This is a genomic window from Longimicrobium sp. (assembly GCA_036387335.1).
Taxonomy (GTDB): domain Bacteria; phylum Gemmatimonadota; class Gemmatimonadetes; order Longimicrobiales; family Longimicrobiaceae; genus Longimicrobium.
Map to the genome: position 1 here is coordinate 26,949 of DASVTZ010000185.1, position 18,509 is coordinate 45,457.

The 18,509-nt window shown below is 67.9% G+C and carries 17 protein-coding genes; 11 read left to right on the plus strand and 6 right to left on the minus strand.

Translation table 11 applies throughout. The features are described from left to right. Positions 1-7: 7 nt before the first annotated feature. Positions 8-550, plus strand: a complete 543-nt coding sequence (locus VF647_18385) for a GNAT family N-acetyltransferase (protein ID HEX8454061.1) — start codon at positions 8-10, stop codon at positions 548-550. Positions 551-776: 226 nt separating this feature from the next. On the opposite strand, the gene VF647_18390 is transcribed toward VF647_18385, so the two are convergent. After that, complete coding sequence (locus tag VF647_18390; protein HEX8454062.1) at positions 777-2,846, minus strand: EAL domain-containing protein; 2,070 nt, start codon at positions 2,844-2,846, stop codon at positions 777-779. 201 nt (positions 2,847-3,047) lie between these two features. Between VF647_18390 and VF647_18395 the strand changes: the two genes are divergently transcribed. The 7 genes from VF647_18395 (at position 3,048) to VF647_18425 (ending at position 11,060) form a co-directional block, all read left to right on the plus strand. Further along, positions 3,048-3,956 (plus strand): NUDIX domain-containing protein, encoded by a 909-nt coding sequence (locus tag VF647_18395; protein HEX8454063.1) that lies wholly within the window; start codon positions 3,048-3,050, stop codon positions 3,954-3,956. Positions 3,957-4,243: 287 nt separating this feature from the next. Then, a complete protein-coding gene (locus VF647_18400) occupies positions 4,244-5,704 on the plus strand; it encodes a sigma 54-interacting transcriptional regulator (protein ID HEX8454064.1) in 1,461 nt (486 codons plus the stop codon). Positions 5,705-6,047: 343 nt separating this feature from the next. Further along, a complete protein-coding gene (locus tag VF647_18405; protein ID HEX8454065.1) occupies positions 6,048-7,529 on the plus strand; it encodes an AAA family ATPase in 1,482 nt (493 codons plus the stop codon). 23 nt (positions 7,530-7,552) lie between these two features. Further along, the gene (locus VF647_18410) at positions 7,553-8,299 is read left to right on the plus strand and encodes a hypothetical protein (GenBank protein HEX8454066.1); all 747 of its coding nucleotides are present in this window, start codon (positions 7,553-7,555) and stop codon (positions 8,297-8,299) included. Positions 8,300-8,556: 257 nt separating this feature from the next. Further along, a complete protein-coding gene (locus VF647_18415) occupies positions 8,557-8,883 on the plus strand; it encodes a hypothetical protein (protein ID HEX8454067.1) in 327 nt (108 codons plus the stop codon). 87 nt (positions 8,884-8,970) lie between these two features. Then, positions 8,971-10,065 carry a YihY/virulence factor BrkB family protein gene (locus VF647_18420; protein HEX8454068.1) on the plus strand — a complete coding sequence of 365 codons (1,095 nt, stop codon included), beginning with the start codon at positions 8,971-8,973 and terminating at the stop codon, positions 10,063-10,065. A gap of 26 nt (positions 10,066-10,091) precedes the next feature. Then, positions 10,092-11,060: a DUF1028 domain-containing protein gene (locus tag VF647_18425; protein HEX8454069.1), complete on the plus strand. Its 969-nt coding sequence runs from the start codon at positions 10,092-10,094 to the stop codon at positions 11,058-11,060. A 155-nt stretch (positions 11,061-11,215) separates the two neighbouring features. Here the strand turns inward: VF647_18425 and VF647_18430 are convergent, their stop codons facing one another. The 5 genes from VF647_18430 to VF647_18450 all read right to left on the minus strand — a co-directional run bounded on the left by VF647_18430 (position 11,216) and on the right by VF647_18450 (position 16,002). Further along, positions 11,216-12,277 (minus strand): DUF3466 family protein, encoded by a 1,062-nt coding sequence (locus VF647_18430; protein ID HEX8454070.1) that lies wholly within the window; start codon positions 12,275-12,277, stop codon positions 11,216-11,218. Positions 12,278-12,506: 229 nt separating this feature from the next. After that, the gene (locus VF647_18435) at positions 12,507-13,208 is read right to left on the minus strand and encodes a DUF3466 family protein (protein HEX8454071.1); all 702 of its coding nucleotides are present in this window, start codon (positions 13,206-13,208) and stop codon (positions 12,507-12,509) included. A 114-nt stretch (positions 13,209-13,322) separates the two neighbouring features. After that, positions 13,323-13,466: a hypothetical protein gene (locus VF647_18440; GenBank protein ID HEX8454072.1), complete on the minus strand. Its 144-nt coding sequence runs from the start codon at positions 13,464-13,466 to the stop codon at positions 13,323-13,325. A gap of 272 nt (positions 13,467-13,738) precedes the next feature. Further along, positions 13,739-14,749 (minus strand): hypothetical protein, encoded by a 1,011-nt coding sequence (locus tag VF647_18445; GenBank protein ID HEX8454073.1) that lies wholly within the window; start codon positions 14,747-14,749, stop codon positions 13,739-13,741. A gap of 278 nt (positions 14,750-15,027) precedes the next feature. Then, positions 15,028-16,002 carry a C39 family peptidase gene (locus VF647_18450; GenBank protein ID HEX8454074.1) on the minus strand — a complete coding sequence of 325 codons (975 nt, stop codon included), beginning with the start codon at positions 16,000-16,002 and terminating at the stop codon, positions 15,028-15,030. A gap of 415 nt (positions 16,003-16,417) precedes the next feature. Here VF647_18450 and VF647_18455 point away from each other — a divergent pair, with 415 nt between their 5' ends. The 3 genes from VF647_18455 to VF647_18465 form a co-directional block, all read left to right on the plus strand. Continuing rightward, positions 16,418-16,801, plus strand: coding sequence for a hypothetical protein (locus VF647_18455; protein ID HEX8454075.1), 384 nt, complete (start codon positions 16,418-16,420; stop codon positions 16,799-16,801). A gap of 752 nt (positions 16,802-17,553) precedes the next feature. Beyond that, positions 17,554-18,057, plus strand: a complete 504-nt coding sequence (locus VF647_18460) for a type II toxin-antitoxin system VapC family toxin (GenBank protein HEX8454076.1) — start codon at positions 17,554-17,556, stop codon at positions 18,055-18,057. After that, positions 18,054-18,509, plus strand: a 456-nt coding sequence (locus VF647_18465) for an alpha/beta fold hydrolase (GenBank protein HEX8454077.1), incomplete at its 3' end; no start/stop codon positions are given. The genes VF647_18460 and VF647_18465, both read left to right, overlap by 4 nt.

Here is an 18,509-nt window from a genome sequence, read left to right on the forward strand (position 1 = left end):
GCCCGAGGTGCTCCGCCCTGGGGAGCGCTTCGAGCATCCGCGCTTCGTGCTCCGCTGCCGCGAGGAGGCGGATGCGCCGCGGTTTCGGGAGGTGATCGACCGCAACCTCGATCACCTGCGGCGCTTCATGCCCTGGGCGCGCGACGAGCCCCGCCCGCTGGACGCCCTCATCGAGCACATCCGCGACGCGCGCGAGAATTTCGAGCGCGGCGAGGAGTGGCAGTTCGGCATCTTCTCCCCGGACGAGGCTCGCGTGCTGGGTGCGATCGGCCTGCACCGCGGCGACCCGCAGCGAGCGATGGAGATCGGCTTCTGGTTGTGCGAGAGCGCCGTGGGCCAGGGGATCGCCACCGAAGCCACGCGCATCCTCACCAACCTGGCGCTCACGACGTTGGGCGCGACCCGCGTCGAGATCCGTTGCGACGTCCTCAACGAGCGCAGTGCCGCGGTGCCGCGCAGGCTTGGCTACGTGCTGGAAGACACGCGCGAGGAGGTGTTCGAGGGGGCGGTGCGCACCGCGCAGACGTGGGTGCGCACCGAACCGGTCTGACCACCGGGGTCTGCGCGGCGGAGAGGGCGGGCAGACACGCAGGTCTGCCCCTACGGGTTTCGATGTCCGATGGCAGGCGGTGGAGCCGGGGCGGGCACGGGCGGCCACGGCCCCTACGGGTGATGGTTTGCGCGGCGGGCGGCGGAGCAGCACCAAACAAAACCCCCCTCCCCCGGGCGGTTTCGGGGGAGGGGGATGCGTCGCGGAGCAACGCTGGGGGTGGGGCCTACCACCGCGGATCGCTCGCCAGCAGCGCGCGCATCTCGCTCTCCGGCAGAGGCGGAGACAGCAGGTAGCCCTGCGCGAAGTCGCAGCCGATGTCGCGGACCTGGGCGAGCTGCATGGGGGTCTCCACGCCCTCGGCGGTGACGGCGAGGTCGAGGCCCTTGGCCATCCCGGCGATGGTGCGGACGAGCTGGGCGGTGGCGTTCTCCGGCTGCATGCGGCTCACGAAGGAGCGGTCGATCTTGAGCGCGCCGATGGGGAAGCGGTGCAGGTACGCCAGCGACGAGTAGCCCGTGCCGAAGTCGTCGAGCTGCAGGTCGATCCCCAGCGCCTGGAGCTGCTGCAGCATCGCCGCGGCCGTGCCGCCGCCCTCCATCAGCACGCTCTCGGTGAGCTCCAGCTTCAGGTGGCGCGGGTCCAGCCCCGTGTCCGCCAGGGTGCGGCGGATGTGGCCGACGAGCCCCGGGTGCGCGAACTGGCGGGCGCTCAGGTTGACGCTCATGGCGATGCGCGCGTGCTCGAACTCCCGCCGCCACTCCGCCAGCCGCTGGCACGCCTCCTCCAGCACCCACTCCCCCAGCGGCACGATGATCCCCGTCTCCTCCGCCGTGCCGATGAAGTCGCTCGGCGCGATCACCCCCTGCTCGGGGTGCACCCAGCGGCAGAGCGCCTCCACGCCCACCATCCGCCCCGTCGCCAGCGCCACGATGGGCTGGTAGTGGAGGACGAACTCGCCGCGGGCCAGCGCGCGCCGCAGGTCCGTCTCCATCTGCAGGCGGGCCAGGGCGCGGGCGTGCATGGCGCGGTCGAACACCTCGCAGCGCGCCCCGCCGGAGCCCTTGGCGCGGTACATCGCCATGTCCGCGTTGCGCAGCAGGTACTCGGGCCGGTCGTGCCCTGCCTCGCCCAGCGCGATGCCGATGCTGGCGGCGGTGAACACCTCGTAGCCGCTCAGGTTGACGGGCGCCGCCACCGCCGCCGCGATCCGCTCCGCCACCATCACGGCCTGGGCGGGATCCTCCAGCTCCTCCAGCAGCACCGCGAACTCGTCGCCGCCGAAGCGGGCCACTGTGTCGGTCTCGCGCAGGCACCCCTTCAGCCGCCCCGAGACGGCCACCAGCAGCTCGTCGCCCACGTGGTGGCCGAGCGAGTCGTTGACCACCTTGAAGCGGTCCAGGTCCAGGAAGAGGACGGCCGGCGGCGTCGTCTCGCCGCGGCGGTGGCGCACCAGGGCGGCGGCCAGGCGCTGCATGAAGAAGGGGCGGTTGGGGAGCCCCGTCAGCGCGTCGTGCATGGCGTCGTGAAGGAGGCGCGCGTCGCTCTGCTTGCGCTCCGTCACGTCCTCGCCGAAGAGGTGCACGGTGCCCAGCGCCGGCTGCGGGTTGTAGAGCCACGCCAACACGCGCCCGCCGACGCCCACCTCCACGTCGCGCACCCCCGCCCCCGTCTCCAGCGCGCGGCGCACGATGGCCACGTGGTCCTCGGGAAGGATGAGGTGCGGGCTGTCCACCCCCAGCTCCAGAAGGGTGCGCTCGACGGCGGGGTTGGCGTAGCGCACCTCCCCCGTCGCGTCGCACTCCAGGATCGGCGAGGGGGTGGCGCGTGGGAAGGCGGCCAGGCGCGCGCTCTCCTCCTCCGCCCGCTTGCGGCCGGTGACGTCGCGCGAGTTGACGATGACGCCGCGCACGGTGGGGTCGTCCAGCAGGTTGGTGCCCACCCCCTCGAAGATCCGCCAGCTCCCGTCGCGGTGCCCCACGCGGAACTCCAGCCCTCGTCCCGAGCCCGGGGCGTAGCGGTCCAGCCGCAGGGCGGCCATGGCGCTCTCGCGGTCGTCGGGGTGCACCAGGTCCAGGGCCATCCGCCCGATCAGCTCCTCCGGCGAGAACCCCAGCAGCCGCTTCACCGACGGGGTGATGTAGCGCGTGGTGCCGTCCTCGTTGATCACGTGGATGACGTCGCGCGCGTTCTCCACCAGCGAGCGGAAGTACGCGTCGCTCTCCCGCAGCGTGCGCACCCCTTCGGCGGGGGAGAGAAAGGTGTAGCCGTGCAGCGGCGGCGGCGAGGCGGACAAGGGGCGAGCGGCTCGGGGGGATGCGGGCTGTTTTCCGCCGGCATCGAAAGGGGGACTTCCTGTAAGCGGTTGTGTGCATGAAGAATAGCACGCCCGGCGCGCTTCGCAAACACTTTCGCGCCCCCGCCCGGCCGTTTGCGCTCCCAAACCGCGGGGCACTATCGTTGCGGCAGGAGCAGGACAACTCTTGACCGGAACGCCGTGCCCTCCGAGCCCAACCGCCCGACCGCTGCTTCGGCCGCGCGCCGCGCCACCGACGATCCGAACCTCTTCCTGATCCCGGAGGCGAGCCTCCCCCCGGGCTTCGCGGAGCGCGTGGACGACGAATCGCTGATCCCCGCCCCCCCGCGCCCCGCCGCCACCGTGGCGCTGCTGCGCGAGGGCGGCACCGGGCCGCAGGTGCTCCTGCTGCGCCGCCATGGACGGAGCGGCTTCGCGGCGGACGCGTGGGTCTTCCCTGGCGGCGTGGTGGACAAGGCGGACCGCGACCTGTCGCTGGCAGACCATCTGGACGGCCCCACCCCGGCGGAGTGGGCCGCGCGGTTAGGAACGGAGACGCCGGAGGAGGCGCTTGGCTTCGTGGCCGCCGCCCTGCGCGAGTCGTTCGAGGAAACAGGGATCCTCCTGGCTCGCGCCGACCCCGCCGCCCCCTCGCGCATCGACGACGAAGGCGCGCTCTCGGTCGCCCGGCGCGCGCTGCTGGACGGCGTGGCGACGCTGCGGCAGCTCGCGGTCGGGAACGGGGTGCGGCTGGCGGGCGACTCGCTGGCGTACCTTGCGCACTGGATCACCCCGCTCCCGGAGCCGCGCCGCTACGACACGCGCTTCTTCCTCGCCCTGGCCCCCGAAGGCGCCGAGTGCGACGCCCACGGCGAGGAGATGACCGACGCCCTCTGGTGCGGCCCCGCGGAAGTCGTGGAGCGCTTCGAGCGCGGCGAGATGAAGATGCTGCCGCCGACGGTCCACACCCTTCGCCGCCTCGCCCAGTACGCCTCCGCCGCCGACGCCCTCGCCGCCTATCGCGACGCCGCCGTCCCCGCCATCACCCCCCGCATGCGCCGCCACCCGGACGGCGTGGCGATCGAGGTGCCGGGAGGGGAAAGTGCGTGAGTGCGGTTCCTTTGTCATCCTGAGGGAGCCGCCGGACGGAGGCCCGCGACGCAGGCGATCCTCCCTGCGGCGACCGAACGGATCTAGCCCGCGAGGCAGGAGAACGGTGCCGCAACGACGAGCCCCTCGCCACGCGCAGTAGATCCTTCGCTCCGCGCCACAGATCGGAGCATGGGAGGGTATGGAGAAGCGCGTCGCTCAGGATGACAGAAGAGGTGGGGAAGCCCTCACGCGCACTAACGCACTAACGCACTTCTGTTTCGTTGTCCAAACCCAGGAACCCATCCATGGACCACCGCCCCACCACGCTCGGCGCGCTCCGCGAGGCCGGGTACCGCACACGCTCCGTGAAAGCGGAGATGCGCGAGAATCTGATCGCCCGGCTGCGCGCGGGCGGCACCATCTTCCCCGGCATCGTGGGCTACGAGGACACCGTGGTCCCCGCACTATGCAACGCGGTGCTGGCGCGGCAGAACTTCATCCTGCTGGGGCTGCGCGGGCAGGCCAAGAGCCGCATCCTCCGCCAGCTCACCTCGCTGCTGGACGAGGCGCTCCCCGTGCTGGCGGGCACCGAGACCAACGACGACCCGCTGCGCCCCATCTCGCGCGCCGGCCGCCTGCTGGTGGAGGAGGCGGGCGACGACGCACCCATCGCCTGGCTGGGCCGCGACGCGCGCTACGTGGAGAAGCTCGCCACCCCCGACGTCACCGTGGCCGACCTGATCGGCGACATGGACCCCATCCGGGCCGCCCGCGGCGGACACCTGCTGTCGGACGAGCTGTCGATCAACTATGGCCTCCTGCCGCGCGCCAACCGCGGCATCTTCGCCCTCAACGAGCTGCCGGACCTGAGCGGCAAGGTGCAGGTAGGGCTCTTCAACGTCCTCCAAGAAGGGGACATCCAGATCAAGGGCTACCCGGTGCGCCTGCCGCTCGACGTGCTCCTGGTGTTCAGCGCGAACCCCGAGGACTACACGGCGCGCGGCAAGATCATCACGCCGCTCAAGGACCGCATCGGCGCCGAGATCCTTACGCACTACCCGCGCTCGCCCGAGGAGGCGATGACGATCACCGCGCAGGAGGCGCAGATCGCGCGCGACGGGGTGCCGGTGTCGGTGCCGCCGTTCGTCGCGGAGCTGGTGGAGCGCATCGCCTTCCTGGCCCGCGACGACAAGCGCATCGACCGGCGCAGCGGCGTGTCGCAGCGCATGCCCATCTCGGTGATGGAGACCGCCGTGTCCAACGCCGAGCGCCGCGCCCTCCTCGCCGGCGAGACGGCCGTGGTGCCGCGCGTGGCCGACGTGTACGCGGCGCTCCCCTCCATCACGGGGAAGATGGAGCTGGAGTACGAGGGCGAGCTGCAGGGCTCGGAGACGATCGCAAAGGACCTGATCGCCGCCGCCGCGCGCGAGCTCTTCGACCAGGTGTGGGAGGTGGACTCGATGGACACCATCATCGAGCACTTCGACCGCGGCGGTGTTTTGCAGGTGTCGGACAGCGCGTCGGCGGAGGCCGCGCTGGGGGGGCTGGGCGGCGTGCCCGGATTGGTGGAGGCGCTGGAGGAGGTGGGGATGTACCGCCGCGAGGACCCCGGCACCACCGTCGCCGCCGCCGAGTTGCTGCTGGAGGGCCTCGCCGCCCACCGCCGCATCTCGCGCGCCGAGCAGGGCTACGCCCGCGCGCGCCCCGAGCCGAAGTCCAAGGGCAAGGGCGGCGGCTTCCAGTTCGGCCAGGACCTGTTCGCGTAGACCAACACGAACGGCCACACACAAGCACACAGAGGGAACTGCAAGCCGCGCGGAGAGATGCGTTTGTAGTTCTCTCTGTGCCTGTATGTGCACCTGCAGATGCTGGAGGAGCGGGCCCTTTCCCCGTCGCCGCCACGACAACGGCCCCGTGAGATCTTCCAGCGCTGGGGAAGCCGAGAACACCCGCGGAAGCACACGAAGGCGAAGTACCCACTGTGCCGAGGGCGGACTGGTGGTCCGCATGCCGCACTTGACTGATTGGGCCAGGAGCGTAGCGTATGTGGTCGCGGCAAGCAGATCCGCCAAGTAGTAGGATAGTGTCCCTAATCTCTGAGAGGTTCACGTGAGCTTCACCAAAGTGAAAAAGGAGAGAACCCGTCAAGACCACGTGGTGCGACCTGATGCAGTGCCAGTATATTTGTCCTTATTGCGCCTCCAGAACATCCGCTGCTTCGGTCCTAGCCAAGTGCTAGATCTGACGGATGGCGCAGGGAGGCCGGCGCGTTGGACGGTGATCCTCGGCGACAACGGTGTGGGGAAGACAACCCTTCTTCAGTGTCTCGCAAAGTCGACTGTAGTTCCTGTGTTGCAGGCCTACTCGCAACAAGATGCCGAAGCTGGTGAAGCACCGAATTCTGAAACTCGTTGGCGTGCGGCGTTGTCCGCCGACCCCGAGTTTCAGGAAAGCTTGCTGCGCGATCGAGAGTTCGACCTGATCAACCATGTCACGAGTACAATGGAGAAGGGCAAGCTAGATCAGTTTTTCGAGAGGGTCGGGCGTGGTGAGCTCTCGGGCGAGGAGGGATCCTTTGTCCGTTTTGTGTGGAACTACGGAGCCACTCTCACGCAGAGGAAAAAACGCCAGGAGTGTTCGTATTCGACTTTGTTTTCACGACTTATCAACATCGAGCACCGCACCAGCGAGAATGCTCTGCAGAATTATGTATGCTACGCGTACGGGGCGACGCGGCGTATGTCGTCTACGAGGATGGCAGATCCGCAGGAAACCGGCGCTGTTTCATCGCTTTTTTCGGAGGACGCTTCTCTCGTCAATGCGGAGGAGTGGTTGCTGCAAGCCGACTACGCTGCACTCGTCGACTCACCGGATCGTGCGTATGCAGAACGGCGGCGTGACACCGTCAAAGATGTCTTGATAGAGCTCCTCCCGGATGTCAGTGACATTCGGTTTTCGCGTCCAACCGGAGGTAAATGGTCACCGCGCGTGGAAGTGCAGACTCCTTATAATTGGGTGCATCTCCAGAGTCTTAGCCTTGGCTACCGCACTCTGATTGCCTGGGTTGTTGACCTCGCATATCGCATGTTCGAGCGTCACCCGGGGAGTGAGAACCCGCTGGCCGAACCCGCGGTCGTGCTCGTCGACGAGATTGACCTTCACCTGCACCCGAAGTGGCAGAGATCTCTTGTCTCGTATTTGACGAAGCGTTTCCCGAATACACAGTTCGTCGTAACAGCCCACAGCCCGCTCGTGGTACAGGCCGCTTTGGAGGCTAACATCGTGCTGTTACGGCGAGAGGGCGACCACGTCGTAATAGAGAATGAAACCACCGCGATCCGCAACTGGCGTGTCGATCAGATCCTGACCAGCGACTTGTTTGGCCTTGCGAGCGCCCGTCCTCCACGTGTGGAGCGACTACTCACAAAACGCACTACGCTGCTGTCGAAATCGCACCTCAGCCGAGCGGATCAGGACCGCCTAAGAGCACTCGACGCGCAGATTGGTGATCTTCCTGTGGGTGAGACACCCGACGATATCGAAGCGATGGACATCATCCGAGAGGCGGCTGCAGCGATTCGGGGACCGTGATCCGGGTTCGAAGACCGAAAGCTGTGCCGGAGGTTCTTCTGACGCGCGGAGTGCAATGCCGCGACCGCGTGTGTACTCGGCTGCAAGCGCAGCAGAATGGTTCGGCTCCCCCAGGAAAGCTCCACTTCGATCAGGGTGTCTATGGCAATCCGACGGTCAAGTCGACCCTGGTGGGCGCACAGCACCAGAAGTGCTGCTACTGCGAGTCGATCATCGGAAGCGCAGGGGACATCGAGCACTTTCGTCCGAAGGGAGGTGTTCAGCAGAGCGCTTCTGAGCCGGTCGAAGCCCCAGGGTATTATTGGCTCGCATTCGAATGGACGAACCTCTTGTTATCCTGCAAACCGTGCCATCAACTATATAAGAAGAACCTGTTTCCGCTCCGTAATCCGCAGCGTCGGGCAAGGAAGCCGTCCGATCCTCTCTCGCGCGAAAAGCTGCTACTGATAGATCCAGCTGCAATGGAGCCCGAAGACTATATCTCATTCCGCCGGGAGGTGCCTTACGCGGTGCGGGGGAACCGAATAGGAAAGTCGACGTTGGAGGTACTTCAACTGCACAATCGGACCGATCTCAACGACCGCCGCCGAACGCATCTGGAATCCGTCATTCAGATGCGCGTCGTCGTGGATCTCGCAAAGCTGAACCCCAAGAACTTGCGGCTCCGGAAGGCAGCGCGTCGTGCGGAGGCATTTCTCGTGCGCGCGCTCTCCGATGCAGGAGAGTTTAGTGCCATGACAAAGGCGGCTCGTGCGGCTGGCTTGTTCTGATTGACCAGTTCTCGATCGATTCGCTGGTTAACATGCTCGCGCACGCGGGGTTCACGGTCGAGGTGAGGGTGCCCGCGGTAGTGTGACCCAGGGGAACAGCAAGCCACAGAGAAAACCCTTCGCTGTTCTTTCCGTACCCCTCCGTGTCTCTGTGTGAGGCCCGCTGTCGCAGTTCTCACGGGTACGGCTTTCGCTCCAGAGGGGAGCCTCGCGCACAATGGCGCGGGGCTCTTTGTTCTTACAGAAGGGGAAGCTGCATGGCCACCAACGGAGCGATCGTCGCCATTCTCGCCGCGCAGGCGCAGGCGGAGCGGCACGCGTTCGAAGCCTTTCGCACGTCGGACGCCACGGCTCCGGAGAGGGCGAAGTCGCTCAGGGACCTGGATCTTCCCGAGAGCATGGCGCTGCGCGCGCTCACCAACCGCGGCATCGTGCGCGAGGCGGAGCCGGGGCTCTTCTGGCTCGACGAGCGCAAGGCCGCCGAACGGTCGCGCGCGCGCACGCCCGTGCTGGTCGCCATCATCGTGCTGCTGGTGCTGCTCGCGGCCGCGCTGGGGGTGCTGATGAAGGTTCGACAGGGTTGATGCGGCGGTGGAACCGCGCTTGCAAAGGCGCGGCTCTCCACCCGCGCGAACAAAGGCGCGGACGCGCACCCACTCCACCGGTGAACCATGGCAGCCACGAAGGAAGAAGCCGCTGGAGCGCTCGGCTTCATGAAGCAGACGTTCAAGGAGTTCGGCGACGACGAGTGCGCCATGCGCGCGGCGTCGCTCTCGTACTACATCGTCTTCGCGCTGGCGCCGCTCCTTCTCCTCATCATCCTGGTGGCGAGCGTCTTCGTGGACGCGGAGACCGTCCGCCGCACCATCCAGGAGCAGTTCGCGGGGATGATCGGGCAGGACACCGCCGACCAGGTGTCGGCCATGATCGGCGCGGCGGACGAGAAGCAGGGGAAGGGGCTGTCGTCGGTGCTCAGCACGGCCGCGCTGATCTTCGGCGCGACGGGGGCGTTCATGCAGCTGCAGAGCGCCCTCAACCGCGCCTGGGAGGTGGAGCCGGACCCCAAGGCGGGCGGAATCAAGAACTTCATCTTCAAGCGCGTGCTGTCGCTGGGGATGATCATGGGGATCGCGTTCATGCTGCTGGTGTCGCTGGCGCTGAGCGCGTTCATCTCGGCGGCGGGGAGCGCGCTGGGGAGCATGCTGGGCGGGCTGGGGACGATCGTGCAGGCGGTGCTGGACCTTGGCCTCTCGCTGGTGGTGGTGACGCTGCTCTTCGCCGCCATGTTCAAGTTCCTGCCGGACGGCAAGATCGCGTGGAAGGACGTGTGGGTGGGCGCGTTCTTCACGGCGGCGCTCTTCACGGTCGGCAAGTTCGGGATCGGGCTATACCTGGGGCGCAGCGACCCCGGCCAGGGCTTCGGCGCCGCGGCGTCGCTGGCCGTGCTCCTGGTGTGGGTCTACTACTCGTCGATGATCCTCCTCTTCGGCGCCGAGTTCACGCAGACGTGGGCGGTGCGCAAGGGAAGCGGGATCGAGCCCAAGGAAGGCGCGCGCCGCATGGCGGACGAGACGGGCGGCGAGGAGGACCAGCGCCAGCCGTCGCAGCGCGGCAAGGGCGGCGGCAAGCGCTCGCATTCGGCCGGCAAGCAAACGTCGTCTCCGGCTCCGGCCGGCAACGCGGGGCACAGGAAGAAGCGGAAGACGCCGCTGCTCGACGCGCGCCGCCGCGAGATCGCCGAAAAAGAGGCGCGCGGCGAGGAGTAGCGTTTCCTTTGACTGAGACGAGGATCATGAGGAGCATCCTCTCGGCGGCCTTTGCGGCGTGCGCCGGCATCGTGATGGCCGGCGGCGCGGCGGCGCAGACGCCGTCGCTCTCCACCTTCAGCATCGTGGCGTGCGACCCGCAGAACGGCTTCCTCGGGGTCGCCGTGCAGTCGCGGGTGGTGGGGGCGGGCTCCATCGTGCCGGCGGCGGAGGCGGAGGTCGGCGCCATCGCGTCGCAGGCGGCGGCCAACGTGGCGTTCAAGCGGCGCGGTCTGGAGTTGATGCGGCAGGGGCGCTCGCCCGACGAGGTGGTGGCCGAGTTCAGGCGCACCGATCCGGGGATCGCGCGGCGCCAGTTCGCGGTGATGGACGCGCGCTGCCGCACCGCCGCCTTCACCGGCGACAGCGCGCAGGCGTGGGCCGGGCACCGCACCGGCGACCACTTCAGCGTGCAGGGAAACATCCTCACCGGCGCGGCGGTGGTGGACTCCATGGCCAGCGCGTTCCGGCGCGCGGAGGCGGCGGGGCGCCCCTTCGGCGAGCGGCTGCTGGAGGCGCTCAAAGCCGGTCAGGCGGCCGGCGGCGACCGTCGCGGGCGGCAGGGGGCGGGGATGCTGATCGTGAAAAAGGGCGCTGGCTACGGCGGCGGCGACGACGTGTACGCCGACCTGCACGTGGAGGACGCGCCCGAGCCCATCCTGGAGCTGGAGCGCGTCTACAACGTCTGGATGTCCGTCTTCCACCCCGAGGACCACTTCCTCCCCAACGGCTCGCAGGCGTTCGCGGTGCCGGCGGGGGCGCACGTCTGCCTCCTCCGCAACCTGCTGGCGAAGGCGGGGCACGGCACGCGCACCACGCAGGAGTTCTGCGCCTTCGACGAGGAGGTGATCACTGCGCTCAAGGCGTTCCAGCGCGCGCAGAACCTGCCCGTGGCGCCGTCGCTCAGCCCGCAGGCCGCGGCGCGCCTGCGCGAGGTGACGGGCGGGCGGCCGTAACGGCGGGGCTCACGCGGAGGCGCGGAGGCGCGGAGGCGCGGAAGAAGCGTCACACAGACACGCAGGGAAGCGCAAAGCCACAGAGAAAACCCTTTTGGGAGGTTCTCTCTGTGGCTCCGTGTCTCTGTGTGAGATTGCCGTTTGTCCGCGGCCGCTCAGCGCCAGCGGTGCGCGTTCTCCGGCCAGGTCCACACCACCGGCTGGTCGTCGACCGTGCCGATGATGTCGCCCCAGTCGTTGATCGCGGTCGCGGTGCTGTTCGCCTGTCCCATCGCGGGGAGCAGCTCGGTCCCGGTCTCCTTGCGCCAGACCCAGGCGTGGCTCCGGTTGTAGCCCAGGAGGTGAGCCGAGCCGACCACCTCGTTCAGGTTGTTGATGTCCGTAGCCGCGGCCACATCGGTGTCGGCGGGGCGCGGGATGGAGATCACCCCTCCCTCCGCCGTCCAGATAAAAGCGACCCAGTCCTGATACCGTCGGTGCGATCCCCAACTCCCCGACGAACCTACGACCGCGCCCCTGTCGTTGATCGCGTTGGCGTAATTGTGCTCGCCGTGGCTCCGGGTAATCCCCACCCACCTGTCGCTCCACGCCGTCCAAACGATCGCGCGCTGTTGCGCGTTCTCGGGCTCCTCGCGGGTGGTATACGTGAAGTGGCCGACGATGTCGCCCCGCACGTTGATATCCGTCGCGGTGCTTATGTAATTCGTGTCGGGCGTGGATTCGGGAAGGAGTGTCTTGAGGCCGGAACACGGGGTCCAGAAGAATGCGCGCTCCTGCGTTCCCGCAACCCAACCCTGGGAGTTGATGCCCAACGCGCCGTCCCCTTCGCCGATCTCCACCACCTTCCCATTCTTCTCAAGGAGCACGAACTTGCTCCCGCTGATCCCCGCCGCCTGACCGGCCGCGTTGTAGTCCCTCACGACGGACATCGCCGTGAGCCGCAGCACCCCCGTGGCCTTGCTCCACGTCGCGGCGCCGGACGCATCCATGCCGGCCACCACCGCGTCGTTGGTGACCGCCACGCCGCGGATGGGGATCTCGATCACGATGCGCGGGCTCTCCAACTGCCGTGAACGCGCCGGCGCGCCGGCCAGCGACATCGCCGGCGCGAGGCGCGAACGGGCGGCGCACTCGGCCGCGTTCACGGATTCCACCGGGCTGTCTTTGCACGCCACCAGCGACACGCCGGCGGCGAGCGCGAGGATAAAGCGTTTCATCGCAAGCTCCTGGACCTGGGGGACGATCAAGCAGCCCCAGGAAGAGGAGCCCCACCATTCCGAGGAGGCACTTCGCGTGCCGCAAACGGCAACTCTGCGACAAACTTGCGTATCAGATAACCTCGGGTACTCCCGACACTCTGTGCTGCTCGCGCGCTGCCACGATCGGCTGGGAAGAGTAACGGGCCGGCTCCCGTGAGAAGCCGGCCCGTTTGAGGAGGTTGGAACGTCAGCGCCAGCGGTGCGCGTTCTCCGGCCAGGTCCACACCACCGGCTGGTCGCCCACCGTGCCGATTATGTCGCCCCAGTCGTTGATCGCTACCGCGGTGCTGCTGGCCTGGCCCATCTCTGGGAGCCGCTCGGTGCCGGTCTCCTTGCGCCAGACCCAGGCGTGGAGCTGGTGGTTGATCGTGTCGCGCGAGGAGCCCACCACCTCGTCCATGTTGTTGACGTCGCTGGCCTCGCCCCAGCGGGTCCCCGGGGCAACCGGGATGGGGACCAGTCCGCCCTCCGCCGTCCAGAAGAACGGGAAACGCTCCGGGGGTCCAACGCGCGACCCGTAGTTTCCCTGCGTACCCGCCACCGCGCCCTTGTCGTTGATGGCAGCCGCCCGCGTATCGCGGTGGTAGTCGGTCGGCTGGATCTCCATCCACTCGTTGCTCCACGCCTTCCAGATCGTCGCCCGGTGAGTGGTGTTCCCGCTCGAGCGGAGCGTCACGTCGCTCGAGCCCACCACGTCGCCCTGCGTGTTGATGTCTACGGCCACGCTGGAGAAGCTCCCAGCCTGCGGATCGAGTTCCGGCTGGCGGAGCTGCTTGATCCCGAAGCAGGTCGTCCAAAAGAACGCGCGCTTCGCCTGCTGTCCCACTACCCACCCCACCGAGTTGATCCCGAACCCGAGGGTTGCCGGCGAGTCGCCGATCTCCGCCATCGTCCCATCGGTGTCGCGCCGCGCCAGCTTCGCGGGGGTGGTTCCGACTGCCTGCCCCGCCGGGCTGTAGTCCCCGACCGTCGTGAGCCCGGTGAGCGGGCGGACTCCCGTGGCCTAGCTCCACGTGGCCGCACCCGATGCATCGGTGCCCGCGACGACTGCATCGTTGGTCACGGCCACGCCCTTGATGGGGATCACGATCACCGTGCGCGGGCTCTCCAGCAGCCGCGAGCGCGCCGGCGCAGCCGCGAGCGACATCGAGGGCGCGAGCCGCGTTTTCGCGTTGCAGGCGGCCTCGTTCCCGGGGCCACCGGGCTGTCCGCGCACGCCGCTAGCGACACGCCGGCAGCCAGGGCGAGGGTAAAGCGTTTCATCACAAGCTCCTGCAACCCAGTGAGATGCTCAAGCGGCTCCCGGGAGCAGGAACCACCTGTTTCCGTGGGCAGATCGCGTGCCGAACTGTCACGAATGTGAGTATCAGGACGGATGGGCCAGAACGAGGTTTGCAGCGTTCGCGTGTTCGGATGCCGTCAGCGTGCGGCGTCCAGATCCAGGCCCCAGTGCAGTGTGAGATAGCTGTCCAGCACCTCGGCGGTGACGTCGCCGAAGCGGTCCATGTTGGCCTGGGTGTCGCGCACGCCGGTGAAGTTGGCTTCGATCTGCACCCCGCAGATGGCGCCGCGCGTGGCGCCGCCGAGCGGGCCGGCCTCCGCCCCGCACGTGTGCCGCGCCGTGTTGTAGCCGCCGCTGAAATATGCCTCGCCCTCTGCCGCGCTCGGGTACGTGGAGCTGGGGACGGCCGGGAAGCCGCGGCTGGCGTACAGGGTGCCCAGGCTGCCGGCCCCGCGCAGCAGCGCGGAAAAGGAGAGCCGCGTCGCCTGGGCGGAGATGGTCCTGATGCTGGAGGTGTCCTCGTACGCCCGGTATGCGTCCAGCCTGGCGTCGGAGAGGTCGAGCTGGTCGTCCCGGAGCAGGTATCCCAGCTCCAGGCGCTGAAGAGGGTGCCCGTGGCCGTGCATGTCCATGTACCACCCCCTGCCGCCTGCGCGGACGACGGCGTTGCGCGCGGTGGTGATGAAGTCGTGGAACTCGCGCCACGCCACCCCCGCCTCCACGTCGCCGCACGCGGCTTCCAGCAGATCCCGATTGGCGTCCAGCTTGGCCCGGTGCAGGTGGTTGAGGACGACGTGCGGATAGCGGCCGAAGCGCGCGAAGTAGCGCCGCTGCATGGCCACCGCCAGCTCCCGCGTGTTCAGGTCGCGCCCGATGGTGGCGGTTCCGCCACAGCTTTCGGCGGTGCGGTCCGGGATCTCCTCGGGAGCCAGATCCCCGCCGTGCGGCGCCGAAAGGATGACGGGCGCGTTGCCCGCGATGTATTCCACGTACCGATTCCGCCCGAAGTACGACTGTCCCGGCGTGTACGACACCGGCTGGACTACCGCGGGAGGTGCGGTGACGCCGTCCGTGGGCCCGCCGCAGCTCGCCAGGAGCCCCAGCGCGAGCAAAGAGAGCGGGAGGCCGCCGTAGTGGTTTATCCGCACGATGTACCTCGGAAGATTACGTTGCCGGGGCGTTGGGGCGCGGCGAGGCCGCATACCCGCAGGCCGGCTCCCGTGGGAAGCCGGCCCGGCCGCAAAGTGAAGAAGCCGGCCGCTCAGCGCCAGCGGTGCGCGTTCTCCGGGCCAGCTGCACACCACCGGCCGTCGACACGCAGACACGCTCGCGCGATACCGCCCTCGAATATGTTGGGTCCGCGCGCGACAACGGGCCGGCTCCCCACCTGGGAAGCCGGCCCGCCGAACGGCACTGAGGCGCGGTGTCAGGGCACCAGGTACATCTCGTGGTAGCGCACCGTGTTGGGATCGAAGTAGGTGCAGCTCCCCTGCCACGGCGTGGTGATCGCCTTCCCCACGATGGCGCGCCCGTACTTCACCCCGATCCCCGCCGTCGAAGAGCTCCCGTACGCGCTGCCGTCGCAGAGCGTCTGGCCCCACCGGCCTGCCGGGTCGTTCATCGTGTAGTTGGTGCCGTCGTTGCCGATCAGCAGCATCACGTGGCCGGAGCTGGTGAATTTGCCGTGGATGACGACGGGCCGCCCCTTGTTCAGCTCGGCATCCAGCTCCGGGATGGAACCCGTCTCCATGTGCACGCGAATGCGGTTCTTGATCCCGGCGCGGGCGGCGAGCTTGTTGAAGATCGTGTCGAACTTGAACTCGTCCTGCGATTGCTTGCGGAACTCGGTGTAGATCTGGTCCGGCGTGTAGTTGGCCCCGTAGTACTTCAGGAGCATCGCCATGGTGGTGTTGGCGCAGGTGGCGCCCGGCTCGTACGTGTTGGCGTACTGGTAGAAGTACGGCACGTTGGGCACCAGGTCCGCGATGGTGATGTCCTTGTAGAAGCCCGCCACCTGCGTCCCCGCCGAGTTGTAGCCGCGCAGGTAGATGCGCCGCACTCCCACGCCGCTGAACTTGTACTTCACGGGGAAGAAGTTCGCGCGGTCCGTGCTGGAGCCCAGCAGGTACGTGCCGTCCGCGAAGTACTTCACCGTCACGATGTCGCTGGTCGCGTCCGCCTTGAAGGTGACGGGGTTGGTGGCGTAGCTCCCGGTGGGGAAGACCCATGCGACCGTCGCGGTGCCGGCGAGCGTCTTCGACGGCGCCTCGGGCGCGGTGATCCGCGATCCGCTTCCGTCGCAGGCCGTGAGGGAGGCGAGTACGGCGAGGAGCGCCAGTCCGCGCAGCGCGCGTCTCGGGCGGGTGGATCCCAGCGCCTTCCCGGATTGTGGATCGTTCATGAGGTTCCCGGCGGTTCAGGTGGCGGAACGCTTCGGTGGGATGATCCTGTGAGGGAATATCCATACCGGAAAAGGGATGCAAAAGCGCGTTTGCCGGCTCCCCGTCCAACCCCCTGCGCCGCAAGGGGATCGGCCCTCGCGCGTCCGCCTGGCGCCACGCTCGCCGATTTCCCGCGTCGGAGCAATATGGTGCGATCCGCACAGATTGGTGCATGCCGGCCCCCGCACGCCGGGCCACGTCAGGGCGTCCACACCGGGGTAGGATCGTCACTGTCGGTGTGCGTCAGACGGCTGGGAGCGCGATACACATCAAAGCGCATCGTGACACCCGCTCTTCTGTTACTCTCCCCCGTTCTTGCGTAAAGTGTCTTCGGGGCCCGCGAGGGCGTAGCCGTGAAACCACTTGGAGGAACCAATGGCCCAGCCATTCGAGCAGCAGTACGAGGACGTGTTGCAGAACATCGAGGCTCCCGTCGTCGAGCTCTACCGCGCCGACCCGTCGCTCGTCGACTACGAGGTGGATTCGGGCCTCGGGGCACTGATCGCGCACTACACGGCCGAGCTACAGGGCCGCCCGTCCCCGGGCGCTCCCTCGGATGCGAACCGGCGGCGCGTGTTCGAGGAGGTGCTGGAGGCGTGCGAGTGGCGGCTGGGTCGCGGCCCCGACGCTGGCGCTAAGTTGAACACAACTGAGGAGATCGTCGCCTGCCTCAAGCGGGTGCGGAAGTCAGCGCAGCGGTGGACCAAGCGCGGGGGACGCCAGGGTTACCTCACCTTCGTCTCACGCTTCATCCCGTAGCCGCGCCCACGTGCACGAACGGCGGCCCACACGTGGAGACACGGAGGCGCGGAGAGAGCTTCTCCGCGCCTCCGCTTCTTCACCACCATACACCTCCGTGACGAAAAAGGCGCGCCTCAGACCCCAACGGGACACCGCGCAAACCGATGTGGGAAGGACACTTGCGAGACGCTGGTGTGCGGAGCGGGTTCTGCCTATCTTCGCCTAGCGTGGTGGACAACGGGACCTCCTCAAACGGCGGAGGATGGACGATGGGCATCGAGCCTGAGACTGAGAGCGAAGCAACGCTGGACCCGTACGAACTCCAGCGGCTCCGACGCAACGAGCGGCTCATCGCTGCGGGCATAACACCGGCGACAGGACCCTGGCCCCCGCCGGCTTTCGAGACGCTAAGGCCGCGGTTTTACCGCCTGCGTCGGCTGTGGTGGCCCATACGCAGATACCTGCGACGCATCATGTGATCTGGGTCTTGGACGCCAGCTCACTCACGAAGCCTTGGGAACATCGCGCGGCGCTGAAACCATACTTACGGGAGGAGTAGCGATGACAGGCGAGACGGAGACGGCGAACGCAGAGACGCTGGGTCCATTCGAGCTACAGCGGCTCCGGCGCAATGAACTGTTGCGCGCCGCAGGCATACGTCCGGCGCCCTGCCGCACCTGGCCACCACCGGAATTCGAGACGCTCAAACCGCGCTTTTACCGCGTGCGACGCCTTTGGTGGCCAGTCCGCAGATACCTGCGGCGCTTCCTGTGATCTTTTTTCTCGACGCCAGCTCGCTCGTTAAGCTTTACCAAGACGAGACGGGCGCTGAAACGATGCGCGAGCTGTTCCGTCGCCCTGAGCTGTACGGCGCGTTCTTCGTATCTGAGCTCGTGTCCCTGGAAGTTGTAGTGCGCCTGGCAAAGGGTGCCCGGATAGGCGGCCGGAAGGCGCGCCGGAGGCGGGATCGCGTGCTGAGGCAGCATGCTAGCCATCGTACCGCGTTTTTTACGATACTGAATATGGAGCCTCGTGTCGTACACGAGGCTGAATCGATCGCGATTGCATTCAGCGATTCCGGTGCGGGAACGCTGGACCTGCTCCATGCGGCCTCCGCGCAACAGGTGAGTGAGCTTGTACCGCACGAGCCGCTCGTGTTCGTGGCGGCGGACCGCAAGCTGCGGTCGCTTGCGGAGCGGATCGGGTTCCGAACCTTCGATCCAGAGAACGGCGACCCGGCACTGCTCACCCCCTCACGCATGGTTGCGGAATGACGCTCTCGCTGGTGGCGGGCGGCCGGCGGCTGGAGTACGCGTGGATCGGTCCACCGCCGGATGCCGCGCCGACGCTCGTGTTCCTTCACGAGGGGCTCGGATCGCTGGCGGCGTGGCGCGACTTTCCGGCGGCGCTGGCGGCGGCGACCGGGTTCGGGGCGCTGGTCTACAGCCGCGCCGGGTATGGCGGATCGGACCCGGCCGAGCTGCCGCGCCCCGTCCGCTTCATGCACGACGAGGCCGGGGTGCTTCGCGAGGTGATGGACGCAGCCGGGGTGCGCGACGCGGTACTGGTGGGGCACAGCGACGGCGCGTCCATCGCGATCATCCACGCGGGTAGCGAGGGCGGCAGCCGTGTACGCGCGCTGGTGCTGGAGGCGCCGCACGTCTTCACCGAGCCGGAAGGGCTGGCGAGCATCGCCCGCATCGCGGACACGTACCGCACCACCGAC